27 protein-coding genes are annotated in these 24,942 nt (G+C 75.0%); 15 read left to right on the top strand and 12 right to left on the bottom strand.

Going from position 1 to position 24,942, the window contains the following annotated elements:
- The first annotated feature begins 8 nt into the window (after positions 1–8).
- The 14 genes from FBY24_RS04590 to FBY24_RS04525 all read left to right on the top strand — a co-directional run bounded on the left by FBY24_RS04590 (position 9) and on the right by FBY24_RS04525 (position 15,993).
- Positions 9–1,322 carry a CpaF family protein gene (locus FBY24_RS04590; RefSeq protein WP_142158472.1) on the top strand — a complete coding sequence of 438 codons (1,314 nt, stop codon included), beginning with the start codon at positions 9–11 and terminating at the stop codon, positions 1,320–1,322.
- Positions 1,322–2,206 carry a type II secretion system F family protein gene (locus tag FBY24_RS04585; protein ID WP_142158470.1) on the top strand — a complete coding sequence of 295 codons (885 nt, stop codon included), beginning with the start codon at positions 1,322–1,324 and terminating at the stop codon, positions 2,204–2,206. The genes FBY24_RS04590 and FBY24_RS04585 overlap by 1 nt, the downstream gene beginning before the upstream one ends.
- Positions 2,203–3,123, top strand: coding sequence for a type II secretion system F family protein (locus tag FBY24_RS04580; protein ID WP_142158468.1), 921 nt, complete (start codon positions 2,203–2,205; stop codon positions 3,121–3,123). Before FBY24_RS04585 ends, FBY24_RS04580 begins: the two co-directional genes overlap by 4 nt.
- A gap of 80 nt (positions 3,124–3,203) precedes the next feature.
- Positions 3,204–3,443, top strand: coding sequence for a hypothetical protein (locus FBY24_RS04575; RefSeq protein WP_142158466.1), 240 nt, complete (start codon positions 3,204–3,206; stop codon positions 3,441–3,443).
- On the top strand, positions 3,440–3,847 hold the full coding sequence (locus FBY24_RS04570) for a TadE/TadG family type IV pilus assembly protein (RefSeq protein WP_255432224.1): 408 nt from the start codon (positions 3,440–3,442) through the stop codon (positions 3,845–3,847). Before FBY24_RS04575 ends, FBY24_RS04570 begins: the two co-directional genes overlap by 4 nt.
- Before the next feature lie 62 nt (positions 3,848–3,909).
- On the top strand, positions 3,910–4,344 hold the full coding sequence (locus FBY24_RS04565; RefSeq protein ID WP_142158464.1) for a TadE/TadG family type IV pilus assembly protein: 435 nt from the start codon (positions 3,910–3,912) through the stop codon (positions 4,342–4,344).
- Complete coding sequence (locus tag FBY24_RS04560; protein ID WP_160158426.1) at positions 4,341–4,844, top strand: pilus assembly protein TadG-related protein; 504 nt, start codon at positions 4,341–4,343, stop codon at positions 4,842–4,844. The genes FBY24_RS04565 and FBY24_RS04560 overlap by 4 nt, the downstream gene beginning before the upstream one ends.
- Positions 4,841–7,675, top strand: a complete 2,835-nt coding sequence (locus FBY24_RS04555; protein ID WP_142158460.1) for a hypothetical protein — start codon at positions 4,841–4,843, stop codon at positions 7,673–7,675. The genes FBY24_RS04560 and FBY24_RS04555 overlap by 4 nt, the downstream gene beginning before the upstream one ends.
- A 137-nt stretch (positions 7,676–7,812) precedes the next feature.
- Positions 7,813–8,085 carry a WXG100 family type VII secretion target gene (locus FBY24_RS04550; RefSeq protein WP_142158458.1) on the top strand — a complete coding sequence of 91 codons (273 nt, stop codon included), beginning with the start codon at positions 7,813–7,815 and terminating at the stop codon, positions 8,083–8,085.
- Between the two features lie 73 nt (positions 8,086–8,158).
- On the top strand, positions 8,159–12,787 hold the full coding sequence (locus FBY24_RS04545; protein WP_142158456.1) for an FtsK/SpoIIIE domain-containing protein: 4,629 nt from the start codon (positions 8,159–8,161) through the stop codon (positions 12,785–12,787).
- A 73-nt stretch (positions 12,788–12,860) separates the two neighbouring features.
- Positions 12,861–13,475, top strand: coding sequence for a hypothetical protein (locus FBY24_RS04540; RefSeq protein ID WP_142158454.1), 615 nt, complete (start codon positions 12,861–12,863; stop codon positions 13,473–13,475).
- Between the two features lie 98 nt (positions 13,476–13,573).
- On the top strand, positions 13,574–14,179 hold the full coding sequence (locus tag FBY24_RS04535) for a hypothetical protein (RefSeq protein WP_142158452.1): 606 nt from the start codon (positions 13,574–13,576) through the stop codon (positions 14,177–14,179).
- 216 nt (positions 14,180–14,395) lie between these two features.
- Positions 14,396–14,983, top strand: a complete 588-nt coding sequence (locus FBY24_RS04530) for a hypothetical protein (protein ID WP_160158425.1) — start codon at positions 14,396–14,398, stop codon at positions 14,981–14,983.
- Between the two features lie 23 nt (positions 14,984–15,006).
- A complete protein-coding gene (locus FBY24_RS04525) occupies positions 15,007–15,993 on the top strand; it encodes a hypothetical protein (RefSeq protein ID WP_142158448.1) in 987 nt (328 codons plus the stop codon).
- A 48-nt stretch (positions 15,994–16,041) separates the two neighbouring features.
- Here the strand turns inward: FBY24_RS04525 and FBY24_RS04520 are convergent, their stop codons facing one another.
- The 8 genes from FBY24_RS04520 to FBY24_RS04485 are packed head-to-tail and all read right to left on the bottom strand — an operon-like array spanning position 16,042 to position 21,612.
- Positions 16,042–16,674, bottom strand: a complete 633-nt coding sequence (locus FBY24_RS04520) for a hypothetical protein (RefSeq protein WP_142158446.1) — start codon at positions 16,672–16,674, stop codon at positions 16,042–16,044.
- Positions 16,675–16,725: 51 nt separating this feature from the next.
- Positions 16,726–17,181, bottom strand: a complete 456-nt coding sequence (locus tag FBY24_RS04515) for a DUF3093 family protein (protein WP_142158444.1) — start codon at positions 17,179–17,181, stop codon at positions 16,726–16,728.
- 42 nt (positions 17,182–17,223) lie between these two features.
- Positions 17,224–17,865, bottom strand: coding sequence for a hypothetical protein (locus FBY24_RS04510; protein WP_142158442.1), 642 nt, complete (start codon positions 17,863–17,865; stop codon positions 17,224–17,226).
- A gap of 51 nt (positions 17,866–17,916) precedes the next feature.
- Positions 17,917–18,372, bottom strand: a complete 456-nt coding sequence (locus FBY24_RS04505; RefSeq protein ID WP_142158440.1) for a DUF3093 family protein — start codon at positions 18,370–18,372, stop codon at positions 17,917–17,919.
- Positions 18,373–18,415: 43 nt separating this feature from the next.
- On the bottom strand, positions 18,416–19,048 hold the full coding sequence (locus FBY24_RS04500) for a hypothetical protein (RefSeq protein ID WP_142158438.1): 633 nt from the start codon (positions 19,046–19,048) through the stop codon (positions 18,416–18,418).
- Positions 19,049–19,050: 2 nt separating this feature from the next.
- Positions 19,051–19,332: a hypothetical protein gene (locus FBY24_RS04495; protein ID WP_142158436.1), complete on the bottom strand. Its 282-nt coding sequence runs from the start codon at positions 19,330–19,332 to the stop codon at positions 19,051–19,053.
- Positions 19,333–19,342: 10 nt separating this feature from the next.
- Positions 19,343–20,782 carry a hypothetical protein gene (locus FBY24_RS04490; RefSeq protein WP_142158434.1) on the bottom strand — a complete coding sequence of 480 codons (1,440 nt, stop codon included), beginning with the start codon at positions 20,780–20,782 and terminating at the stop codon, positions 19,343–19,345.
- Positions 20,782–21,612, bottom strand: coding sequence for a hypothetical protein (locus tag FBY24_RS04485; protein ID WP_142158432.1), 831 nt, complete (start codon positions 21,610–21,612; stop codon positions 20,782–20,784). The genes FBY24_RS04490 and FBY24_RS04485 overlap by 1 nt, the downstream gene beginning before the upstream one ends.
- 248 nt (positions 21,613–21,860) lie before the next feature.
- Between FBY24_RS04485 and FBY24_RS04480 the strand changes: the two genes are divergently transcribed.
- On the top strand, positions 21,861–23,270 hold the full coding sequence (locus FBY24_RS04480) for a DUF4232 domain-containing protein (RefSeq protein ID WP_142158430.1): 1,410 nt from the start codon (positions 21,861–21,863) through the stop codon (positions 23,268–23,270).
- 17 nt (positions 23,271–23,287) lie between these two features.
- Here FBY24_RS04480 and FBY24_RS04475 read toward each other — a convergent pair whose 3' ends face one another.
- From FBY24_RS04475 to FBY24_RS18910, 4 genes are all read right to left on the bottom strand, one after another.
- The gene (locus FBY24_RS04475; RefSeq protein ID WP_142158428.1) at positions 23,288–23,773 is read right to left on the bottom strand and encodes a hypothetical protein; all 486 of its coding nucleotides are present in this window, start codon (positions 23,771–23,773) and stop codon (positions 23,288–23,290) included.
- Between the two features lie 95 nt (positions 23,774–23,868).
- Positions 23,869–24,354: a hypothetical protein gene (locus FBY24_RS04470; protein ID WP_142158426.1), complete on the bottom strand. Its 486-nt coding sequence runs from the start codon at positions 24,352–24,354 to the stop codon at positions 23,869–23,871.
- 10 nt (positions 24,355–24,364) lie between these two features.
- Entirely contained in the window at positions 24,365–24,808 is a 444-nt protein-coding gene (locus FBY24_RS04465; protein ID WP_142158424.1) for a hypothetical protein, read from the bottom strand.
- Positions 24,763–24,912: a hypothetical protein gene (locus tag FBY24_RS18910; protein ID WP_160158424.1), complete on the bottom strand. Its 150-nt coding sequence runs from the start codon at positions 24,910–24,912 to the stop codon at positions 24,763–24,765. The genes FBY24_RS04465 and FBY24_RS18910 overlap by 46 nt, the downstream gene beginning before the upstream one ends.
- Between the last annotated feature and the right edge of the window lie 30 nt (positions 24,913–24,942).

The following is a 24,942-nucleotide window of genomic DNA, read 5'->3' as shown; positions in this document are numbered from 1 at the left end:
GAGCCCGTATGCCTGTCGACCAGACCCTGGTCCGCCGTCTGCGCGAGGAGGTCGCCGACACCCTCGCCCGCCACCGCCGCGACGAGGCGGTGGCCGGCAACCCGCCGATGTCCGCGCAGGACGAGCGGCAGTTCGCCCGCGCCGTCATCAACCGGGTGCTCGACGCCCACGCACGCACCGAGGTCGGTGCGGGGCGCACGCCGCTGTCCCCCGTCGAGGAGGAGGAGGCCGCGTCGGGCATCCACGCCGCCCTCTTCGGGGTCGGTCGGCTCCAGCCGCTGCTCGACGACCTCGACGTCGAGAACATCGACATCAACGGGTGCGACCAGGTGTTCGTGCAGTACGCGGACGGCCGCGAGGTCAAGGCGCCACCGGTCGCGGAGAGCGACGAGGAGCTCGTCGAGCTCATCCAGGTGCTCGGCGCGTACTCCGGCCTGTCGAGCCGGCCGTTCGACTCCGCGAACGCCCAGCTCGACATCCGGCTGCCCGACGGCTCGCGCATGTCCGCGGTGATGGACGTGTGCGCCCGCCCGTCGGTGTCGATCCGCCGGTCGCGGCTCTCGCGCGTGCACCTCGACGACCTCGTGCGGTTCGGCTCCGTGACGCCCGAGATCGCGGCGTTCCTCTCCGCCGCCGTCGCGGCCCGCAAGAACATCATGATCGCCGGCGCGACCAACGCCGGGAAGACGACGATGCTGCGGGCGCTGGCCAACGAGATCGGCCCCCACGAGCGGCTCATCACGGTCGAGCGTGCGCTCGAGCTCGGGCTCGGGGAGTTCGCCGACCTCCACCCCAACGTCGTGGCCTTCGAGGAGCGCCTGCCCAACTCCGAGGGCAACGGTGCCATCACCATGGCCGAGCTGGTGCGCCGCAGCCTGCGCATGAACCCCAGCCGGGTCATCGTCGGCGAGGTCCTCGGCGACGAGATCGTCACCATGCTCAACGCGATGAGCCAGGGCAACGACGGCTCGCTGTCCACGATCCACGCGAACAGCTCGATCGAGGTCTTCAACCGCATCTCGACGTACGCGATCCAGTCGTCCGAGCGGCTGCCGGTCGAGGCGACGATGATGCTCATCGCGGGTGCGATCGACTTCGTGGTGTTCGTGCAGAAGCAGAACCAGTACCTCGACGGCGGGCGGCTGCGCCGCTACGTCGCGAGCATCCGGGAGGTCAACGGCATCGACGGCCGGGTGCTGTCGAGCGAGGTGTTCGCGCCCGGCCCCGACGGGGTCGCCGTGCCGGCCGCCCCCATCTCGTGCATGGACGAGCTGGCGGCCGTCGGGTACAGCCCGGGACTCGCCCCGGCGCGGGGGTTCTGATGGCACCCACCACGCTGTACGCGATCTGCCTCGGTGCCCTCGTCGGCACCGGTGTCGTGCTGCTCGTCGCCGCGCTGCGGCCACGCCCCCGCACCCACGGCGAGGTGCGGCACACCGGTCGGTCGCTCGCGGACCGGTTCGGCCGGCGCGGCGCCGTCGCGGCCGGGCTGGCGCTGCTCGTGCTGGTGCTCACGCGCTGGCCCGTCGCCGCCGCGGCCGCGGCGCTGCTCGTCGTCGCGTGGCCCGCGCTCTTCGGAGGGGCTCGCGCCGAGAAGCAGTCCATCGCGCGCATCGAGGGCCTGGCGTCCTGGACGGAGTCGCTGCGCGACACCATCGCCGGGGCCGTCGGCCTGGAGCAGGCGATCCCCGCGACCGTGCACGCCGCCGCGCCGGCGATCCAGCCGCAGCTGCGCATGCTCGTCGACCGCCTGCGCGTGCGGGTCCCGCTCGCCACGGCCCTGCAGCGGCTCGCGGACGACCTCGACGACCCCAGCGTCGACCTCGTGGTGGCTGCGCTCATCCTCAACGCGCGGCTGCGCGGGCCGGGTCTGCGGCAGGTCCTGACGTCGTTGTCCGACGCCGCCCGTGCCGAGCTCGACATGCGTCAGCGCGTGTCCGCCGGCCGGTCCTCCACGCGTCGCTCGGCGCAGATGGTCATGGGCTTCTCGCTGTTCGTGGTGCTCGGTCTGACCCTGCTCAACCCGCAGTACGTCGCGCCGTACGGCACCTTCGAGGGACAGGTCGTCCTCGTCGGCGTGTGCGCCCTGTTCGCCGTCGCCTTCGTGTGGATGAAGCGGCTGTCGGGCGTCGACGTGCCAGAGCGGTTCCTCGTCGCGACGCCCGAGCGCGGCGGGCCACCCACCACGACGGAGGTCGCTCGATGACCGGCGTCCTGCTCGCGGGCGCGGTCGCCGGGCTCGGCCTCCTCGTCCTCGTCCTCGTGCTCGCCCCGCCCCCGGCGCGCGCGGGCAGCGCGCTCGCGCGCCTCGACCGGGAGCGGTCCGAGGGCCGCCGGCAGGCGGGTGTGCTGCGCCTCGACCCGCGGGCGTCCCGCGCCCCCGCGTGGGAGCGCACGCTCGGCCGCCGGTCGGCGCAGGGCATGGCCTCCCTCGGTCTCGAGCTGGGCTCCCTGCGCGCGGACCTGGCGATCCTCGGCACGACCACCGACGCCTTCCTGGCCCGGACGGTGCTGGGCGCGACCGCCGGGCTCGTCGCCCCCTTGCTGGTCAGCGCGGTCCTGGTGACCCTCGGGGTGCAGGTCGCGGTGGCCGTGCCCGTCGTGCTGTCCCTGGTGGCGGCGCTGCTCGGCGGCGTGCTCCCGGCGCTCACCGTGCGGTCGAGCGCGGGGCGCCGGCGCCGCGACTTCCGCCACGTCGTGGGGTCGTTCCTCGATCTCGTCTCGATGAGCCTCGCGGGCGGACGCGGTGTGCCGGAGGCGCTGCAGGGCGCGTCCGAGATCAGCGACGGCTGGGCCATGGTCCGCATCCGCGACGCCCTGGTCGCCGCGCGCCTGCGTGGCGAGACCCCGTGGGCGGCGCTCGGCGGGCTCGGCGAGGACCTCGGCGTGGACGAGCTGCGCGACCTGGCGGCGGCGCTCGCGCTCGTCGCCGAGGACGGCGCGAAGGTCCGCGACTCCCTGGCCGCACGCGCGGGCTCGCTGCGCCGCCGCGAGCTGGCCGAGGCGGAGGGGCGGGCGGGCGAGAGCTCGGAGACCATGCTCGTGGCCCAGCTGCTGCTGGCCGTGGGCTTCCTCGCCTTCCTGCTCTACCCCGCGATCGTCACGATCATGGGCCCCCAGTAGCGGCTGGGGCACCACACTTCCGCGGCGGTCCCGCCGCGGTGACCGAGAACGAGTGCGACGACGAGAGGAGCGGGAGCGACATGATCTTCGCCCCCTGGACCCCTGCGGGGTTCATCGAGCTGGAGCTGCGCCGTCGCGTGGCCCGTGCCCGCGCGACGCAGGACCGCGGCGCGTCCGCGATCGAGTGGGTCATCATCACCGGGATCCTCGTGGCGGTCGCGGTCGCGGTCGGCGCGGTGCTCTACGCGCGGATCACCGAGGAGGCCAACAGCATCACGATCCCCGACGCCCCCGGCGGTGGGGGCGGCGGGAACGAGTGACCCGACCGCACGTGCGGCGCCGTGACGACCGCGGCGCCAGCTCCATCGAGATGGTGCTGTACACGCCCCTGCTGATGCTCGTGATCTTCGTGATCGTGCAGCTCGCGCTGAGCTGGTACGGCAACGAGCTCGCCGGGGCCGTCGCCCGCGAGACGGCCCGCGTCGTGCGGACCGGCGGGGGCACGCCCGAGTCGGTGCAGGAGGCCCGGGCGCACGCGCTCGACTACGCCGACCGCATCGGCGGCGCGTCCCTCACCGACCTCTCGGTGGAGATCACGCGGCCCGACGACCTCACGGTCCGGGTGGTCGTCACCGGGCGCGCCGTCGAGATCGTGCAGGGCCTGGCTCCCCGGGTGGAGGCCACGGTGCAGGGACCGGTCGAGGGCTTCCGCCCCGACTCATGACAGGTGCCACCCCACCCGGGCGGTGGTGCATGACGGGCAGCAGGACGACGAGAGGGCAGGGCATGGGACGGGCACGCGACCGCCGCGCGGCGGGCCCCACGACCGACGACCGCGGCTCCATGGCCGTCGAGGTCGTCGTGCTCGTGCCGCTGCTGCTGCTCCTGGCGCTGCTCGTCGTCGCGTTCGGCCGCTACGTCTCCGCCGAGGGTGAGGTGCAGGCCATGGCACGCGACGCCGTGCGCGCCGCGACCCTCGAGCGCAGCGGCGACGCCGCGCTCGCCGCGGCCCGCGCCACCGCCGCGGCCGTCGAGCCCGGATCCCTGCGCTGCGCCCCCGCACGGCTCGACGGCCTCTTCGTCGCGGGCGGCCAGGTGACCGTCGAGGTGTCCTGCGAGGTGTCGTTCTCCGACCTCGGACTGGTCGGGCTGCCCGGCACCGCCACGGTGACGGGTACCAGCACGGCACCGCTGGACACGTGGCGACGGACGGGGGCGTGACGGTGCGCGAGGACCCCACCCCGACCGACGGCCCGCAGCGCCCGTCCGGCTCCGGCCTGCTCGCCCGGCTGCGCCACGACGACCGCGGCAGCGCGTCCTCGTTCGTGGTCGCGCTGTTCGTCGTGCTGCTCGTCGTCGCCGGCCTCGTCGCGGACGGCGGCCGCGCCGTCAACGCCCGCGTCGCCATCACCGACGACGCCGAGCAGGCAGCCCGTGCCGGTGCCGACCAGGTCGACGCCGAGACGCTGCGCACCACCGGCGCGCTCGTCATCGACCCGTCCCGCGCGACCGCCGCGGCGACCGAGCTGCTCGCGGCACGCGGGTACGCGTCGTCGCGCATGCGGGTCGTCGCGAACACCGACGAGGTGACCGTGACCGTGAGCGACGACGTCCCCACGTCGTTGCTGCAGTTGGCGTTCATCGACAGCTTCACCGTCGAGGGGACCGCCAGCGCGCGGGCCGTCCTCGGCATCGACGCAGAGCTCGGAGCAGGACCGTGACCACAGAACCCCGCCCGACCGGGCCCCAGCGCTTCCAGCAGCCGACCGGCGCGGACGAGCACCGGCCGGTCGCGGCCGCGATCGGCGCCGCGGCCGCGCTGCTGCTGCTCGTCGTCGGTGTCCCCACCGCCCTCGTGCTGCTCGACGCGCTGCCCGTGCTGCCGACCGCCGTGCCGGACCTCGCGGCCCTGACCGCCACGGTGGGGGTCGGCGAGGTGCTCGCCGTGCTCGTGTGGGTGGTGTGGCTCGCGTGGCTGCAGTTCACGGTCTGCGTCGCCGTCGAGCTGCGCTCCGCGCTCGCCGGCGTCGGGCTGCCGGCGCACGTGCCGCTCGCGGGGCCGAGCCAGCGGCTCGCCCGCACGCTGGTCGTCACCGTGCTGCTGCTGGTGACGGCGGCGGGTCAGGCGACGGCGGCGGTCGCGCCGTCGACCGCTGCCGCGGCACCGGTGCAGGCGTCCGTCTCGGCCGAGGCCGTGCCGGGCGGGACCGCGACGCCCTCGGCCGAGCGGGCGGTCGACGAGGCCGAGGCGGCGGCCACCGTCGTCGAGACCACGTACTGGCTCGGCGGGATGCAGCTGGACCCGGAGGAGGGGGCGGCGCTCGAGGGGCAGCGGGTGTACGTCGTGCAGCCGCCGGACGGGCGCTACCACGACAACCTCTGGGACATCTCCGAGCGCACCGTCGGCGACGGCATGCGCTATCGCGAGGTCTTCGAGCTCAACCGCGGTCGCGTGCAGCCCGACGGTCACGAGCTGACGCTCGAGCGGCTCATCTACCCGGGCTGGCTGCTCGTCGTGCCGGAGGACGCGGTCGGCGTCGAGCGGGTGACGGCCGTGGTGACGTCCGTGCCCGTCGAGGCACCCGTCGAGCAGACCCCCGTCGAGGCGCCGCCGGACTCGCCCGCGGCGGGTGCGGACGTCGCCGCCGACGCGGTCGCGGACGGGGCGTCCGACGTGGTCGCGGCCCCTGCCGTCTCGGACGCGGCCGGTGCCGGTCTCGCGGGTGCGGGGCTGCTCGCCGCCGGGCTCGTCGTGGCGCTGGACCGCCGTCGCCGTCGCGGCCTGCCGGGTGACCCGTCGGACGACGCGGTCGAGCTCGAGGTCGTGCTGCGCGTGGGCGCCGACCCGCGCCGTGCGCTGCTGCTGGACCGCGCGCTGCGCCGGCTGGCGGCGAACCTGCGGGCGGCCCGTCGCCCGCTGCCGGGCGTCGTGGTCGCCCGTGTCTCCGGCACGGCGGTCGAGCTGGCGCTGACCCCGCCGTCCCCCGTCGCGCCGGCCCCGTGGCGGTCGGTCGACGGCGGGCGGGCGTGGCACGTGGACGCAGCCGACCTCGACCTCGCGCACGTCGACGCGCCGGCGCCGTTCCCCGGCCTGGTCTCCCTGGGGCGGGACGCGACGGGACGCGACGTGCTGGTGGACCTCGAGGCCGCCCAGGGCCCTGTCGCCGTGGTCGGCGACCCGGCCGTGGCCCGCGAGGTCGCTGCCGCCCTCGTGGCCGAGCTCTCGACGAACCGGTGGTCGGACGCCCTGCACGTCACGGGCGTCGGCCTGCCGACGGGCCTCGACGCGCTGCCGGCCGACCGGTACACGGCCGCCGGTGCGCTGCCCGACGTGCTGGGCCGGCTGCGGACCCGGCGGGGGGAGCTGCCGGGGACCGACGTGCTCACCGGTCGGGTCCAGGGCGACGGCACCCAGGCGTGGGTGCCGCAGTACGTGGTGCTGGGCGGCGTGCCCGCGGCACCCGAGGCGGCCGAGCTCGTGGCGCTCGCGACCACCGACGCACGCGCACCGCTCGGTGTGGTCTGCGCCGGTGACCTGCCCGGCGCGCGGTGGCGGCTCGAGACCACCGCGGACGGGCGTCTGACGGCCCGGCTGCTGGGTGTCGACGTGCAGGCCAACCGGCTGAGCGACCGGCACGTCGACGTGCTCGGTGAGCTGCTGGCCGACGTCCCGGACGAGCCGGTGCGGGGCGTCGACGAGCGGCGGGCCGCGCGGGAGCACGAGGGCGGCGGCGAGCGCCCCGACGTGGACCCGCCCGACCGCCCGGCGGGTGCCGCCGAGCTGGCGCGGGCGGCCGTGCGCGTGCACCTCATGGGGGAGCCCCGGGTCGAGGCGCCGCACCCCGTGGAGGAGCCCCGGCGCGCCCTGTGCACCGAGCTCGTCGCGATGCTCGCCCTGCACCCCGGGGGTGTGCACCCCCAGGTCGTGGCCGCTGCGCTGTGGCCCGGCGGGGTGACGCCCGAGGTGCGCGACCGCACGGTCGAGCGGACGGCGGCCTGGCTGGGCCACGACGCCCAGGGGCGCCCGCACCTGGTGCGCGACGCCGACGGCCGCCTGAGCCTGGGCCCGGGCGTCGTCGTCGACTGGGACGTCGTGCGGACCCTGCTCGTGCGGTCGCGGGTCGCGGCGTCGCCCGACGCGGAGCGCGCGGACCTCGCGCAGGTCCTCCGGCTGGCCACCGCACCGGTGGTGGCGGTCCGCCCCGCGGGACGCTACGCGTGGCTCGCGCGGGTGCGTGCCGAGCACGTCTCGCGTGCCCTGCTGGTGGACGCCGCGCACCGGCTCGTCGTGCTGCACCGCGACGGCGACGACCCCGCCGCGGCCCAGGCGGTCGCGTGGCAGGGGCTCCAGATCGCGCCGGCCTCGGAGCTGCTGTGGCGCGACCTCCTGCGTGCGGCGTCCGCCACGGGCGGGCCCGAGGCGGTGCGCGACGCGACGGACGTGCTCGTGGCCACCCTCGCCGCGGCGGGCGTCCCGCAGATGTCCGCTGCGACCCGGGCCCTCGTCGACGAGCTCGCGCCCTCCGTGGGCACCAGCCTCCCGGGCGCCTGACACGGTCGGACGACCACCCGTCCGGGGGACACCCTGGCGGGTGGTCGTCCACAGCACCGTCACGATTCGTCCCTGAGCGCCCGATAAGGTCGATTCGAGGTGGCGTCACCGGGCGCCGCACGACCGAGGAGTGACACGTGGCCGTTGGCGCCGAGCTCAGCACGCTCAAGCAGCTGCACAGGACCTTCCAGGAGAACGCCGCGCAGGCTGCGGAGATCAAGTCGGTCGTCGACCGCGGTCTGGACAGCGCCGTGTGGACCGGCCGCTACTCCGACGACTTCCGGACGGCGTGGCAGGACTACCGCGCGAACCTGGACCGTCTGCAGGAGGCCCTCGACGGCGCCGCCCAGGACGTGCGGACGAACCACAACAACATCGCGGCCGCCACCGGCGAGCCCGACCGCATCTGATCGTCCTCCTCGCGCGGCCGGCCCCGACGTCGGGGCCGGCCGCGCGTCCGTCCGGTCGAAGGCAGGGCACCGCGTGCGACTGATCCTCAGCGTGACCGCCGAGCCGGGCGGTGCGCCGCTCGACGTCGTCGTGGAGTGCCCGCCGGGTGCCCGCGTCCGTGACGTCGCCCGGGCGCTCGGCGAGCGCGTGCCGACGACCCGGTCCCGGGTGGTGCCGCACGGGTCGGGGCACCTGGGTGTCGTCGTCGCCGACCCCGGCCAGGGGCCGACCCCCGTGCTGTGGTGCCACGGCCGCCCGCTGCCCGAGGACGCGGCGGTCGAGGCGAGCGCGCTGCGGCACGGCGTCGTCGTCGGTCTGGACGTCGACCCCGGCGACGCGTGGCCGGAGCCGGCGGGTGCGTGCGAGGTGCGGCTCGCGTCGGGCGAGCAGGCAGGGCGCGTCCACCGCCTCGGCGTGGGACGCCACACCGTCGGCACCGGGGCCGCGGCGTCGGTGCCCGTGCAGGGACCGGACGTCCCCGACGTCGCGGTCGTGCTGGAGGTGGCCCTCGACGGTTCGGTGACCGTCGAGCCGGCCGCCGAGGTGGTCGGGGCCCTGCGTCCCGCCCCGGTCCGCCGGCGTGCCCCCGAGGGGCCGATCGTCGTGCGCGCCGAGACGCCGGGTGCCGCGCGCACGCGGCGCGGCGGAGGGCGGTACGCGCGCAGGCTCGCCGAGGCGCGGCGCGGGCTCGACGCGACCACGGAGATCGACCCCGAGGCCGACCGCCCGCTCGTGCACGTCGACCGGGTGCCGCTCACGCGGGCCCGTGCCTGGGAGCCGGGGCAGTCCCTGGTCGTCGGGGACGTCGTGCTCGAGGTCGCCGAGGTCACCGACCCCGACGCGTCCCTGTCGCCCAGCGTGTCCGGCGCGACCCTCGACTACAACCGCCCGCCGCGCCTGCTGCCGCCCGACCGGCCGACCGTGTTCCGCCTGCCCGTCGAGCCGCGGCCGCCCGAGCGGGCCCGGTTCCCGCTGGCGCTGCTGCTCATGCCGGTGCTCATGGGCGCCGCCATGTGGTGGTTCACGCGCTCGCCGTACTCGCTGGTGATCATGGCGCTGTCGCCGGTGATGGCGCTGGCCAACTACTTCGGCTCGCGCGGTGGCGACCGCCAGCGTCACGTCGAGGCCGTGCGCACGTACGTGCAGCGGGTCGCCCGCCTCGAGGAGCAGGCGTTCACCGCGCTCGGCGAGGAGAGCGCCGCCCGCCGGCGCGAGCTGCCCGACCCGGCGAGCGTGCTGCTGTTCGCCACCGGCCCCCGCGCGCGGCTGTGGGAGCGGCGGCGCACCGACGCCGACTGGATGCTCGCGCGCGTCGGCACGGCCGACCTGCCCAGCGAGGTCTCCCTGCACGACCCGGCGCGCGAGGAGCACGAGCGGGTGCTGCGCTGGACGGCCGCCGACGTGCCCGTGGCCGTGCCGCTGGCCCGCGCCGGCGTCACCGGGGTCGTGGGGCCGGCCGACGAGCGGCGGCGGGTCGCGGGCTGGATGCTCGCGCAGGTCGTCGCGGCGCACTCCGCGGCGGACGTCGCGGTGCACGTGCTGGCCGACGCCGACGGTGCGGAGGCGTGGGGGTGGGTCCGCTGGGTGCCGCACGCCCGGCACGGCGGCGGCCCGGTCGCGCGGGTCGGGGTCGACGAGGAGACGACCGCGCGCCGCGTGTCCGAGCTGCTCGCGCTCGTGGAGGAGCGCCGCGCGCAGGCGCAGCAGTCGTCGGGGTTCGGCGGCTTCTCCGCACCGGGCGCGGGCGTGCTGCCCCCGCCGGTGCTGGTCGTGCTCGACGGCGCCCGCCGGTTCCGCCTCCTGCCCGGGCTGGTGACGCTGCTGCGCGAGGGGCCGCGCGTCGGCGTGCACTTCCTGTGCCTGGACGAGCAGGAGCGGCACCTGCCCGAGGAGTGCCAGGCCGTCGTCGCGGTCGACCGGGCCGGCACCACAGTGTCGGTCGCGGGCGAGGAGCCGGTCGACGGGGTTCGCGCCGACCTGGTCCCGGGCGCCTGGTTCGAGCGTCTCGGGCGCGCGCTGGCGCCGATCACGGACATCAGCTCCGAGGACCTCGCGGCGACCCTGCCCGCGTCGTCGCGGCTGCTGGACGTGCTGGGCCTCGACCCGGCGACCCCCGCGGCCGTCGCCGCCGGCTGGGCCGCGGGCGGACGCTCGACCCGCGCCGTCATCGGCGAGTCCGCGGACGGGCCGTTCACGGTCGACGTGCGCGCGGACGGGCCGCACGGCCTGGTGGCCGGCACCACCGGCTCCGGCAAGTCCGAGCTGCTGCAGACCCTCATCGCCTCGCTCGCCGTGGCCAACCGGCCCGACGAGATGACGTTCGTGCTCGTCGACTACAAGGGCGGCGCCGCGTTCAAGGACTGCGCGCGCCTGCCGCACACGGTCGGCATGGTCACCGACCTCGACGCGCACCTGACGACCCGTGCGCTGGAGTCCCTGGCCGCCGAGCTGCGGCGCCGCGAGCACCAGCTCGCAGCGGCGGGCGCCAAGGACATCGAGGACTACCTGGCCGCCCGCGGGCCCGGTGACGCGCCGATGCCGCGGCTGATGATCGTCATCGACGAGTTCGCCGCGCTGGTGGCCGAGCTGCCGGACTTCGTCAGCGGCCTCGTCGACATCGCCCGCCGTGGGCGCTCGCTGGGCGTGCACCTGCTGCTCGCGACGCAGCGGCCCGCCGGCGTGGTCAGCGCCGAGATCAAGTCCAACACGAACCTGCGCATCGCCCTGCGCGTGACCGACCGCAACGACTCCCAGGACGTCGTGGAGTCGCCCGTCGCGGCGGAGATCGCCCCGAGCCTGCCCGGGCGCGCGTACGCACGTCTCGGCCACTCCAGCCTCGTCGCGTTCCAGTCCTCCCGGGTCGGCGGGCGCCCCGCGTCGGCAGGAGGAGGAGTCGGGGTGCAGGTGCAGCCCCTCACGTGGGCCACCGTGGGCCGGCCGGTGCCCGTGCCGGCCGCGGCCGCGGAGGACGACGTCGACGTGCCGACCGACCTGGCGGCGCTCGTCACGGCCGTGCAGGACGCCGCCCGGCAGTCCGGGGTGAGCGCACCGGCACCGCCGTGGCTGCCGGCGCTGCCGGACGTCGTGACCCGTCAGGACGTGCTCGACCAGGGTGGTGCCGCGCTCGACGCCCAGCCGTTCGCGCTGCCGTTCGGCCTCGTCGACCTGCCGGCGCAGCAGCGGCGCGACGTCGCGCTGCACGACCTGACCACGGCCGGCAACCTCGCGGTGGTCGGCGCCCCGCGGTCCGGGCGGTCGACGGTGCTGCGCGCGCTCGCGGCCTCGGTCGCGACCCGCACGTCCCCGCGGGACGTGCACGTCTACGGGCTGGACTTCGGCAACAACGCCCTGCTGCCCCTGCTGGGCCTGCCGCACACCGGCGCCGTGGTGCCCCGCGACCAGCCCGACCGGGTCGCCCGCCTGACCCGACGGCTGCGCGCGGAGATCTCCCGGCGCCAGCAGCTGCTGGCCGAGCAGTCGTTCGCGGACGTCACCGAGCAGCGCGCGGGCAGCGCCCCCGCCGACCGGCTGCCGTACCTGCTGGTGCTGCTCGACCGCTGGGAGGGCTTCGTGCAGGCCTTCGAGGACTACGACGCGGGTGTGCTGCTGGACCTGTGGACGCAGATCCTGCAGGAGGGGCCGGGCGCCGGCATCAAGGTCGTCGTCTCGGGGGACCGCAGCCTGCTCGTCGGGCGGGTCTCGACGCTCACCGAGGACCGCGTCATGCTGCCGATGAGCGACCCGGGCGACTACGCGGCCATCGGCATGACCGTGCGCGACGTCCCGGCCACGCTGCCCGACGGGCGCGCGTTCCGCTCGCAGGGCACCCAGGAGGTGCAGGTCGCGCTGCTCGACGCCGACCCGTCCGGCCCGGCGCAGGTCGCGGCCCTCCAGCGGATCGGCCGGGACGCCGCCGAGCGGCACGCCGCCGACCCGAGCGTGCCGTCGGCCGACCAGGTGCCGTTCCGGATCGACCCGCTGCCGGCCCGGATCACCCTCGCGGAGGCGCACGCGCTGGGCGGCCCGGCGCTCGGGCCCACCGCCGTGCCGGCCGGCGTCGGCGGCGACACCCTCACGCTGCACGGCCTGGACGCGTTCGACCACGGCCCCGGCGTCCTCGTCGTCGGTCCGCGACGGTCCGGACGCAGCACCACGCTCCTCACGGCGGCGACGTCCGCCCTCGACCGCGGCTGGCTGGTCGGCGTCGTCGCCCCCCGGCGCAGCCCTCTCCTCGACCTCGTCGGCCGGCCCGGGGTCGTCGCGCACCTGACGGCCACCATGACCAAGGACGAGGTCGCGGAGGCGCTGGCCACGCTCGTGCCCGCCGACCGCCCCACGCTGCTGGTCGTCGACGACCTCGAGCTCGTCGGCACCGACGGTGCCCTCGCCGACGGGATCGTCGCGCACCTGGGCGCGCTGCGGGACCAGCCCGGCCTCGTCCTGGCCGCGGGCACCGCCGACGACCTCGGCACCGGCTACCGCGGCCCCGCGGCGACCATGAAGAAGTCCCGCACGGGCCTGGTCCTGGCACCGTCGACCGCGAACGACGGCGACCTTCTGGGCGTGCGGCTGCCCCGCTCCGCCCTCGGCGGCACCCTCCCGGGACGCGGCCTGCTGGTCACCGCCGGCGCCCTCCAGCTCGTCCAGGTCCCCGTCCCGTGACCGCGGGCCGCACCCCGGGACGCCCGACCGTCCCGTTTCCCCGGCCGCGCGCCGTCCACCGAGGAGACACCCTGTGAAGCGACCCGTCCCCGTGATGGCGGCCGTCTGCCTGGCCCTGCTGCCCCTCCTGGCGGCGTGCTCGCCTGACGCGGCCCCGCAGAGCACCGCGACCCCGGGCCGGACGGTGACCGCGGCGCCCCCCGCCGAGCCGTCGCCGACCCCGTCCCCGGAGGTCCAGGACCTGTCGGACCCGGACCTCGGCATCGTGTTCGAGGACGTCCCGACGGACCTGACCGGTGACGACGCCGACGTCTACACCACCGTCGCGACGTTCCAGGTGGAGTACTGGCGGACCATGACGACGAACGCTGTCAGCCCTGCGTTCGCGGTGATCGGTGCCGCCGAGATCTCCACGCTCATGGAGCAGATCGTCGCGACGAACGTCGGCGTCGACGCGCGCATCGGAGGCGTCTTCCGCACGCGGCTGAGCGAGGTCGTCGTCGACGGGGACGACGCGACGGTCGTGGCGTGCGACGACTACGCCGCGGTGACCTTCGAAGACGCCGACGGACCTGACACCCCCGAGTCCGCCGGGTTCGGGGAGCCGACGCTGAAGACGGTCTCGCTGACGCGGCAGGCCGACGGCCCCTGGCTCGTCGGGGCTTCGGTCCCGGAGGGGACGTGCTGAGCCCCCTGACCAGGGAGAGGGGTGCTCGGTCGGGTGAGGTGCGGGGGGTCGGGTACTTCGGTCTTACGGGTGGTTCGGGTGGTGCGGAGGGTGTGCGGATGAGGCGTCTGGGTGCGGTCGTGGTGGTGGGGTCGGTGGTGCTGCTGGCGGGGTGTGCGGCGGAGTCGTCGCAGTTCGTGGGGGTGACCGCGTCGCCGTCGGCGTCCGCGTCGGTGACCGCCTCGCCGTCGCCGAGCCCGTCGTCGGAGGTCGAGGATCTGTCGGATGCGGACCTGGGCATCGTGTTCGAGGACGTCCCGACGGACCTGACCGGTGACGAGGCCGACGTCTACAACACCGTGGCCACGTACCAGGTCGAGTACTGGCGGACCATGACGACCAACGTGGCCAGCCTTGCGTTCGACGTCCTCGCGTCTGTCGACATCCAGGCCGTCATGGAGCGGATCGCGACGAACAACGAGGCCGACGACGTGTCGATCGCCGGCGTCTTTCGCACACGGGTGCACGACGTCGAGGTCGAGGGCGACTTGGCGACCGCCGCGGTGTGCGACTTCTACCAGGACGTCACTTTCCAGGACGCGGACGGGCCGGACACACCCGAGACGGCAGGGTTCGGGGAGCCTCGGAGCGAGACGCTGACGTTGCAGCGGATCGAGGACGGGGTGTGGGTGATCGGGCTGTCAGAGTCGGAGGGCACGTGCTGACGCGTTGCGCCGCGCTCACCGTGGCGACGGCGGCCCTCCTTCTGGTCGCTGCTCTTCCGGCGGTCGCCGGTGCGATCGTGGTCGCGCCCTGGTGGTGTGCTCGTCGCTCGGTCGGGTGACGTGCTAGGGGTGGTTCGGGCGTTTCGGCCATACTGGCGCGGTTTGGGTGGTCTCGGTGGTGCGGAGGGTGTGCGGATGAGGCGTCTGGGTGCGGTCGTGGTGGTCGGGTCGGTGGTGCTGCTGGCGGGTTGCGCGGCGGAGTCGTCGCAGTTCGTGGGGGTGACCGCGTCGCCGTCGACGTCCGCGTCGGTGACCGCCTCGCCGTCGCCGAGCCCGTCGTCGGAGGTCGAGGACCTGTCGGATGCGGGCCTGGGCATCGTGTTCGAGGACGTCCCGACCGACCTGACCGGCGACGAGGCCGACGTCTATAACACCGTGGCCATTTATCAGTCGGCGTACTGGCGGACCATGACGACAAACACCGTCAGCCCGGTCTTCTCCGTGATCGGCTCGGCGGAGATCAAGGCGATCATGCGCGACACGGCCGAGGGCAATACCGCGATCGATGCGACGATCGCGGGTGAGTTCCGGACGCGGGTGACCGACGTCGTCGTCGACGGCGACCAGGCGACGGCAGTCACGTGCGACGACTACGAGGCCGTGACCTTCGCTGATGCCGAGCGCTCCTACACGCCTGCCGAAGCGGGATTCGCGGACGTTCGTCGCAAGGAGATGACGCTGCAACGAGTGGAGGGCCAGGACCTCTGGTTGGTGCAGATGCGGACCGTGGACGGCACGTGCTGATGAGTCGCGTCAGCATCGCAGCAATGGCTGCTCTGTCCTTACTGATGCTTGGTCCGAGCGTGGCTTCGGCGGCAGACTCGCCCGGCTTCTGGAGCGACTCGTCCGAGTCCGAAGGGCCAGGGACCTCCGTAGCGCCGGAGGCGTCTGGTGGCGCGATCGCGGTGACGGTGACGAGCTCGGGGTCGACGGTGGAGGGGGAGTCGTTCTCGCGGTCGGTGCGGTCGTCGGTGGTGCCGGCGTGCTGGATGGCGCCCGGTCCGACCGGCGCGGAGTACTACGAGGAGTGGAAGCCCGGCAGCGAGAACTACAACTCGGGGACGCTGGACAGCTTCGCGGCGCAGGGTCTGCTGCACAAGGACTTCGAGCAGTACGCGACCGACACCGAGGGTCGGTGGTATGAGGCGGAGTGCCGGTTCGAGGCGCCGGGTGAGGTGAGGACGGAGTACTACTTGTCGCATCCGGCGGTGTTCGTTCCTGCGGGGGAGCCGGCGCCGGCGGTGGATGTGTATGTCGATCCGGGGGTGTTGGCGCAGATCGCGTCGGAGAACATGTCGTTGCCTGCGGGGACGGTGCGGTGGAATCCGTCGTTGGAGGGGTCGGGGGCGACGGTGGTGAACGTGGACACGTGGGTGTGGGTCGAGGGGGCGTCGGAGCGGGTGGAGGTGACGGCGTCGGTGCCGGGGGTGTCGGCGACGGTGACGGCGGTGCTGGCGGGGATGCGGGTGGAGGCTCCGGGGGCGGGGTCGGTGCGGTGTGCGGATGCGGGTCGGGCGTGGGTGGAGGGGGCGTCGGATGCGGGGGCGTGTGCGGTGGTGTTCGAGCGGTCGACGGCGGGTCTGGGGGTGAAGGAGGGGCAGGTGCTGCCGACGGTGACGTTGTCGGCGACGGCGGTGTGGGAGGCGTCGTGGACGTCGAACCTGGATCCGGGTCCGCACGAGCTGGACGTGCAGTCGGTCACGACGACGGGTGAGGTCCCGGTCGCGGAGATCCAGACCATCGTCACCGGCTGACACCCCGGGCGTGGCGTCGGGCGGGCTCGACGCCGTCGGACGCTGTGCTCAGAGGACGTCGAACCGGGCGACGCGCTGGGCCTTGGGCAGGAGCCCGTCGTAGAGACGGTCGAGGGTCCACATGAGGGGCATGAGGACCTCGGCGAGGGTGGCGTCGGCGCTCCAGGTGAGGGTGGGTGGTCCGGCGGGTGAGCGGGGAACCGCCGGGACGGGGCGCAGCTGGTGGGTCACGACGGGGTGGCGGTCGCCGGTGCGGGTGAGCTCGGTGCGGTTGGCGAAGATGCGCCCGGCGGGGTGCCAGGTCCAGGTGCGGTCGTCAGGGCCGGTGACGTCCAGGGCCCACCGATCGGGCGCCTGGGGGCGCCGCTCGACATGGATCGAGTCAGATCCGATCTCCAGGGGCATCACGCGGTAGTTCCAGACGACCCGCTGCGCACCAAGGCCGGACACCGACCGGCCGCGGGCGATCTCGTGCTGGTCGGATCCGTCCAGGATGGAGGCGGCCAGAGTGCCCTCACGCCATGCCAGGCGCAGGGGCACGTCACCGACCTGCACGTCCGCGCGGTGCAGGTACGGGACCCGCAGGTTGGGGCGGACGTAGAACTGCTCGCGGGGCAGCAGGTCCTCCACGACGGTGCTGCCTGCTGAGCCCAGCGGTGCCCACAGGTCGATGTCGGTCATGGTGCCTCGGTGCGGTGGGATCGGTGCGGCACGGTGTCTCTTCCGGTGCGGTCAGGCCGGGGGCTGGTAGGGGGCCTGGTGGGGTGCGAGGACCTGCTGGAGGGCGGTGCGGAAGGCGTCGGGGTCGCGGGTCTCGACGAGGGCTGTGGTGCCGTCGTGGCGTTGGATGCCGACGATGTTGGTGCCGAGGGTGGAGCCGTAGGCGCCGCCCATGATCTTGCCGTCGACGCGTTCGCCGGCGGGGACGACGCCGTAGGGGTGCATGTCGGTGACGCGGAGCTGGTGGCGTCCGACGCGCAGGGTGTCGTCGGTCAGGGTGATGTTCCCGTAGAACCCCACGCTCCACATCGTGATCGCCGCGATCACCGCAGGGATCAGCACGATGAGCGCGACGAGCACCGCTTCGCCTGGCGCTGACGCCACGAGGAGACCTGTGGCGACGATGGTGACCGACAGCAGGATCCACCATGCGCGTGCACTGATGCGTACCTCCTGGTACCGAACCATGCGGGGATCCTAGGGCGCCCGGCCGAGGGCGGTTCTCCTGTGTCAGAGCAGGTTGCCGGCGACGTCGAACCGTGCGACGCGTTGGGTCTTGGGCAGCAGGCCGAGGTGGACGCGGTCGAGGGTCCACATGACGGGCATGACGACCTCGGCGAGTGTGGCGTCGGCGCGCCAGGTGAGGGTGGGTGGTCCGGCGGGGGAGCGGGGGACCGCCGGGACGGGGCGCAGCTGGTGGGTCACGACGGGGTGGCGGTCGCCGGTGCGGGTGAGCTCGGTGCGGTTGGCGAAGACGCGCCCGGCGGGGTGCCAGGTCCAGGTGCGGTCGTCGGGACCGGTGACGTCCAGCGCCCACCGGTCCGGCGCACGGGTGGTGCGCTCGACCTGTATGGCGGCGCCCCCGAGCTCGAGAGGCATGACGTCGTAGTCCCAGAGCAGGTGCTGGGGCCCGGTGCCGACCGCCACCCGGCCGCGGGCGATCTCGTGCTGGTCGTTCCCGTCCAGGATCGCGGCCGCCAGGGTGCGCTGCCACCATGCCAGGCGCAGGGGCACGTCGCCGATCTGGACATCCGCGCGGTGCAGGTAGGGGATCCGCCCGGTCGATCCCAGGTGGAAGCCCTGCCGCAGCAGGTCCTCCACGACGGTGCTGCCTGCTGAGCCCAGCGGTGCCCACAGGTCGATGTCGGTCATGGTGCCTCGGTGCGGTGTGCTCGGTGCGGCACGGTGTCTCTTCCGGTGCGGTCAGGCCGGGGGTTGGTAGGGGGCCTGGTGGGGTGCGAGGACCTGCTGGAGGGCGGTGCGGAAGGCGTCGGGGTCGCGGGTCTCGACGAGGGCTGTGGTGCCGTCGTGGCGCTGGATGCCGACGATGTTGGTGCCGAGGGTGGAGCCGTAGGCGCCGCCCATGATCTTGCCGTCGACGCGTTCGCCGGCGGGGACGACGCCGTAGGGGTGCATGTCGGTGACGCGGAGCTGGTGGCGTCCGACGCGCAGGGTGTCGTCGGTCAGGGTGATGTTCCCGTAGAACCCCACGCTCCACATCGTGATCGCCGTGATCACCGCAGGGATCAGGACGATGAGCGCGACGAGCACCGCTTCGCCTGGCGCTGACGCCACGAGGAGACCTGTGGCGATGATGGTGACCGACAGCAGGATCCACCATGCGCGGGCACTGATGCGTAGTTCCTGGTACCGAACCATGCGGGGAATCCTAGGGTGCTCTGGACGGGGTCGTTCGGCGTTCTCAGTGGAGCCCGGCGACGTCGAACCGTGCGACGCGTTGGGTCTTGGGCAGCAGGCCGAGATGGACGCGGTCGAGGGTCCACATGACGGGCATGACGACCTCGGCGAGTGTGGCGTCGGCGCGCCAGGTGACGGTGGGTGGCCCGGCAGGTGCGCGGGGCACCGCCGGGACGGGGCGGAGCTGGTGGGCGACCACGGGGTGGCGGTCGCCGGTGCGGGTGAGCTCGGTGCGGTGGGCGAAGACGCGTCCGGCGGGGTGCCAGGTCCAGGTCCGGTCGTCGGGGCCGGTGACGTCCAGCGCCCACCGATCGGGCACCTGGGGGCGCCGCTCGACATGGATCGGTGCAGAGCCGATCTCCAGGGGCATCAGCAGGTACTCCCAGAGCAGGTTCTGGGGCCCGGTGCCGCGGGCGACCCGCCCGCGGGCGATCTCGTGCTGCTCGCTGCCGTGCAGGACGGCGGCCGTCATGGCGCGCTCGCGCCACGCCAGGCGCAGGGTCACGTCACCGACCTGGACGTCCGCACGGTGCAGGTAGGGCGAGCGGGCGTGCGCAGGGTCGTAGTACCTGCGGGTCAGCAGGTCCTCGACGACGGCGCTGCCCGCTGAGCCCAGCGGCGCCCACGCATCACGCACCGTCACCACGCCTGGGGCTGGTGGCGTGCGTCGCGCTCCGCCTGCTCGCGGTCGGCGGCCCGGCGGGCCTCGCCCCGGACGTCGCCCGCCTGGGCGCGCAGGTTGCGGGCCGCCGTCTGGGCGGCGGCCCGCCAGTGGGTCACGGCCTCGCGCACGTCGGTGGCGTTGTCGCACTCCCAGTCGGGCGTCGTCACCACCGAGCGGGTCGTGTCGAGCACGCCCTCGACGTCGTCGGCGAGCACCTCGAGGGCTCTCGCGCGCTCGTACAGACTCTCCGAGGTCATCGCGCTCCTCCTAGAACCAGTTCATCGGGTTGAGCGAGGACTCCTTGACGGCGTCGACCTGGTCGCCGACCCACTCCGAGGCGTCCTCCGCCCGGTCGCCGGCCCAGTCCGCGGCCTGCCCCGCCGCGGCGGAGATGTCGTCCCAGTGCTCGACGACCTCCGCGCCGGCCCACACCACTCCCGTCACGGCGACGAGCCCGAGCGTCACCGGGTTGGGCGCGATGAGGGCCGCCGTCATGGAGGCGTTGAACGCGAACTCGGCGTACTCGCCGACGACGTGTGCCTTCCCCTCCGTTCCTCCCTCCGCCCACAAGGCGGCGTTCTCTTCCTTGTTCCGGTACAGCCCTACGAGGTTGTCCACCGTCATCGCAGCGCTGCCAGCGGCACCCAGAAGGCGGAGCCCGCCTGCCGTCGCCGCTGCGGTCCCGAGGCCGGAGGTCCGCGCCACGGTCAGGAGGTTGCTCGCACCGCGTCCGTAGACGGTGGTCGTCACCGGGTTCGTCCACGGTCGCCCGAAGACGTTGTTGCCCCACGTCGCGGCACGCTGCAGCGCCTGGCCGGTGGCCGGGTTCTTGAGGAGGTTCGACACCCACCCGGTCGCCTGCACCCCCTGCTCCGACTGCAGCATGCGCGCCAGGAGCGTCGGCTTCGGGTCTCCGTAGGGCGTGACCGCCCCCGCCATCCGCGCCACCCAGCCGTCGAAGTCCTCGACGATGCCGGCGGTCCGCAGGAGCATCCCCTGCGTCGCGTTCGGCACGAACGACCCGGGGTAGGTGAACTGCGTGCGGGTGCGCAGGTAGTAGTCGTCGGCGGTCTTCAGCCCACCCGCGAGGACGTTCGCCAGCCAGGGTGAGGCGGTGGCGATGCGGGTCAGGCCGGGGGCGATGATCTCCCGCCGGGCGAGCCAGCTCGCCAGCGCGGGGCCACCCTTGACGACGAGCGCGGTGACGCTCGCGACGGTCGCCTCGCTGGCGCCGACGATGTTGCGGACACCGTTGAACACGTCGACGAGGGTCTCGGCGACCTCGGCGTCGTCCAGGTCGGCCAGGCGGCGGAGCGCCTCGGCCTGCATCTGCTCGAACCACTCCTGGAGGTTCGCCGGGTCCGTCTCGGCCCACGCGTCGGCCGCGGGGGCGACCACGGTCGTGGCGAGGAGCGCCTCCTCGACCGAGAGCGACTGGCCGGCGATCGCCCGTGCCTGGTCCGCGGTCATCGCGACGCCGCCGAACGTGGGGTGGGACTGCTCGATCTGCTCGAGCACGCCGATGCGCGCGCGCAGGTCCGTCGCCGTGTGCCGGGCCCAGTCGGGGGCCTCCGTCAGGCCCGCCATCTCGCCGCGGGCGTCGAGCGCCCCGGCGCGCGCGACGAGGTCGGGCAGGGTCGCGGCGAGGTCGTCGAGCGCGACGACCGTCGCGGCGAGGACCTCCTTGTCGATCTTGACCGCAGCCATCAGGCCTGGACCCGGGCGACGGTCTCGCGCAGCTCGGCGCCCGAGGGCAGGAGCGCGGCCAGCGCGGCCCAGACGTCGGCGCCGCTGACGGGGCGGAACGTGGCGAGGGTGTCGGGCGTGACGTCCTCGGCACGCAGGGGCTCGGCCGGGGAGGTGCGCACCCAGTACCCGCCGGACCCGCAGTCCCACAGCGCGACGCCCCGGGCGTCCGTGCCGGCGTCGGGGCCCCACGTGAGGGTCACCCGCGCGGTGCTCTCCAGGTGGGTCAGGGTCGCCATGACCATGAGCCGGGCCTGCTCGTCGACCTCGCCGAAGAACCGCTCGAGGCCCGCCGTCGCGACCACCCGGATGGGCTCCCACGCGTCCTCGCTCAGCGCCATGGTCTGGACCACGGCGTCGATCGCGCGCAGCGGCACCGTGAACTCGCGGGCGGCCTGCGGCACCTCGCGCCGCCGCAGGCCCACCAGCCGCGCGAGGGTCCACAGCAGCTGCGGCAGCTCGTCCTGGTGGTACACGACCGTGCCGGCCGGGTCGTCCTGCGGCCACGGGTCGGTGTACCAGACGCGCTCCTCGTGCACGGCGACCTGCGCGAACGCGGGGCCCTGCGGGCCGCCGGTCTCCACCGTCGCGAGGATCATCGGCGCGGTCACGGTCCGCACGAGGTCCACCACGAGCGGGGCGAGCCGGCCCTCGGCGTCGAGGGCCCCGGCGTCGACGAGGGCCTGCCGCGCCGCGGGGTCGACGGTCTCGCCGTTGTCCGCCAGGCGCAGCGTCTCCAGCTCGGCGTCGCTCAGCGCGACGCGTCGCCGGACGAGGTCCAGCCGTGCCATGGGGTCTCCCGTCGTCTGCCGGTGCTGTCCGCGACCCGGGCGAGGGGCGGGCGCCGGTGGGCGCCGCCCGCGAACCGGACCATCCGGACATCGTAGGGCGGGCCACGGACGGGCCCGGGCTCGTCCACACGGACGGCTCACCTCGCGGACGTCCGGTCACCCGGACGGGGGAAAGGCACCCGCGGTCGGGTCGCGCGCGGGCACGCCGAACGGCCCCGCCGCGCGCGCCGCGTGGCTACCGTCGGTGCGTGACCACGGCCCCTGACCCCGCCCGACCATCCGGCGGCGGGTGGCGGGTTCCGCGCGTCCGGGTCGGAGCCGCGGCGCTGGTCGTCGTCATGGCCGTCGCGCTGGGCGTCCGGGTGTGGACGTCGTCGCCCGGGTGCGACGACGGTGCCGGTGGTCGTGCGCCGCTCGCTGTCGCCCGGGCCGTGCTGCCCGTCGTGGACGAGGTCGCGGCGTCGCCCCACGTCGCGTCCGTCGTCGCGACGTGCCTGACGCGACCCGGGCCGGTGCGGCCCGACGGGACGGCTGCTGACGTGTGGGCCGCCCACCTCGACGTCCGGGGCGTCGACGTCGACGCCGTGCCCGGGGCGGTGCAGGCGCTCGCCGACGCCGCCTCCCCCTCGGCCCCCGTCGTCTGGTGGCTGCAGGTCGCCACCGAGGGCGGGGACGTCGCGGTGACCGTCCGGCCCGGCGGGGACGACGAGGTCGCCCGGGCCGCGGTCCAGGTCCGCAGGGCCCCGGGCGTGCAGCAGGTCATCGTGTCCGGCACGGGCGAGTCCGGCGCCACGGTCGTCACCGTGGCGTCGCCCGACGACGTCGTCGGCGCCGTCGCTGCCGCGGTCGCCGCGGGCACGCCCACCACGACGGTCGACGTCGACGGGGCCTGGGTCGAGGTCGCGCAGGTGCGCACCGGCGACGCCCCCGCCGAGGACGTCGTCCGGGTGGCCGTCGACGCCGTGGCGTGGCCCGGGGTGTACCGGGTGGTGCTGCGCGGCGGGGGAGCGGCGACCGCCGACCTCGCCGTGCACGTCGACGACGACACGGTGCGCGAGGACGTCGCCGACCGGCTCGACGCCGTCGCGGCCGACGTGGCGGGCGCCGCGTCCTACCGCGTGGAGTCGCCGACCGCGCAGACCGTGGGCGTGCTCGGCCCGGACGCGGTCGCGGCGGCCGCCGACGCCACGCGGCCCGCCGCGGGGGAGGACGTGCGCGCGTGCGCCGGTGACGAGCTCGAGCTGGCCCTGACCGGCTTCGACGTGGCCCTCGGGTCGAGGTTCCTCCGCGTCACCGCGACCAGCACGGCGTCCACGCCGTGCCGTCTGCAGGGCATGCCCGACCTGGCGGCGATGCGCACCTCGGGCACCCTCGTGCCGGAGCTGACCCTGGAACCGGCGCGGTCACGGCCCGCCGAGCCGGCCGTCGTCGTGCTGCAGCCCGGGCAGGCCGCCAACGCGGAGCTGCGGTGGGGTGCCATGTCGACGTCGCAGGACCCGGACACGACCGTCGCCCTGCTCGTCACCGCCGTGCCCGACGGGCCGCAGGTCACGCTGCCCGTCGCGCAGGCGGTGCCCGACGACCCGCCCGGCACGGCGTCGGTCGACATCCTCCACGGCGCGACGGTACGCGTCGGAGACTGGGCCCCGGCCCCCTGACGTCCGCCCCGGCGCGGTCAGTCGACGACGAGCGTCTGACCGCTGATCTCCACGGTGATGCCGGCGGCGTCGGGGGCGTCGTCGGGCAGCGCGACGACGCTCGTGGTGGGGGCCAGGTCCGCCGTGCACATCGCGTCCGCGTAGGCGTCCGGGCCCGTCAGCATGATCGCGAGGACCTCCGCGTCGGCGTCCCACCGCACGTCGGTCGGCAGGATCGGGCAGCTGCTGCTGCTGACGGTCACCACCTGGAGCATCCGCGGTTCCTCGTCCGCGACGACGGCGACGTCTTCGGTCTCCACACCGTCCGGCGCCCCGGGGGACACGCTCTCGGCGATGTTCGCCGGCAGCCCCGCGTCGGTCGGCATGCCCGCGTCCGTCGGCGCCGCCGACGCGCTCGCGGCCACCGTGCTCGCCCCGGCCCCGGGCTCCGCGCTGCCCGCGCAGCCCGCCACCGCCAGCACCAGGGCGACGGCCCCGGCCGTCGTCGTCGCTCGTCGTCCCACGGTCTGCCCCCGTCGTCCCTGCGGCTGCGACGTGGTGCCGCCGCACGTCAGCACCCCACTATCGCGCTCCCCGGAGCGCTCCGCGAGACGACCCGTCAGCCTGCCGCCGCGTCCGTCCGCGCCCGCAGCTCGTCCAGCAGATCCCCGGGGAACAGCCCGGCGGGGACGACGAACGTCACCGACGTGCCGCGCTGCCGCAGCAGCACCACGTCACCGCTGCGGCGGACGTGCGAGAACGCCCGGTAGGCGAGGGACGACTCACCGAGCGGCGTGCGCAGCCACAGCTCGGTGGCGCGCAGCTGCGCCGCGTACGCGCCCTCGGGCGACAGCCGCCGGATCCGTCGCGCGGTGTCCCAGAACGTGAACGGGACCGTCACCGCCACCGCGACGATCATCAGGACCGCCACGACGACGGGCTCGCGGACCACCGCGTACGCGGCGAGGGCCAGGACGACCAGGCCCACGACCAGCATCCACCAGCCGATCCGGAGCATCTCGCCGACCAGCGCGCGCGCCGCCTGGCGCGCGAGGTCGCCCTCGGGGGTGCAGGTCACGACCTCACGGTCGTCGGTGCTGTCCATGCCGCGCACCTTAGGGCCCCGGGCGCCGCGGCCCGGCACGAGCGCGCTGCGCCGCGGCGGCAGCGGCGCGGATCTCGGCCAGGTGGTGGTCGGTGAGCAGCGCCGCGGGAACCAGCCGCATCACGCGCGGGTGGCCCGTGCGCACCTCCACGACACCGTCGACGGCCCGCACCGCGGCGATGCGGCCGTACCGCACGAGGGAGCCGCCGCCGTGGTTCTCGATCCACAGCCCGTCGGGCCGCAGCTGGACATCGATGCGCGAGCCGACGGGGAAGAGCCGGCCGACGGTACGGTCGACCCGCCGGCGCTGGACCGTGAGCAGGAGCGCGAGCAACGGGCCGCCGACGACCCCGGTGACGACGAGGACGGCCGGCACCCAGGCGCCCGGCCCGTCCGGCAGCGTCTCGATCAGGGCCACGGCCAGCAGCGCCGCCCACCCGACGGCGAGCGGCACCAGGAGCAGGCGCCGGACCGCCCGGTGACGTGGCGCCGGGCCGCACGGACGAACGCCTCGTCCACGACCGTGGTCAGCGACGGTGCGTCGGGGTCGGCGGTCACGGGCCGAGCGTAGGGCGGGTGCGCCCCGCG

Source organism: Cellulomonas sp. SLBN-39, assembly GCF_006715865.1.
Lineage (GTDB): Bacteria > Actinomycetota > Actinomycetes > Actinomycetales > Cellulomonadaceae > Cellulomonas.
The sequence above is the reverse complement of the archived record's forward strand: the minus strand, read 5'-3'. Positions and strand labels throughout refer to the sequence as shown.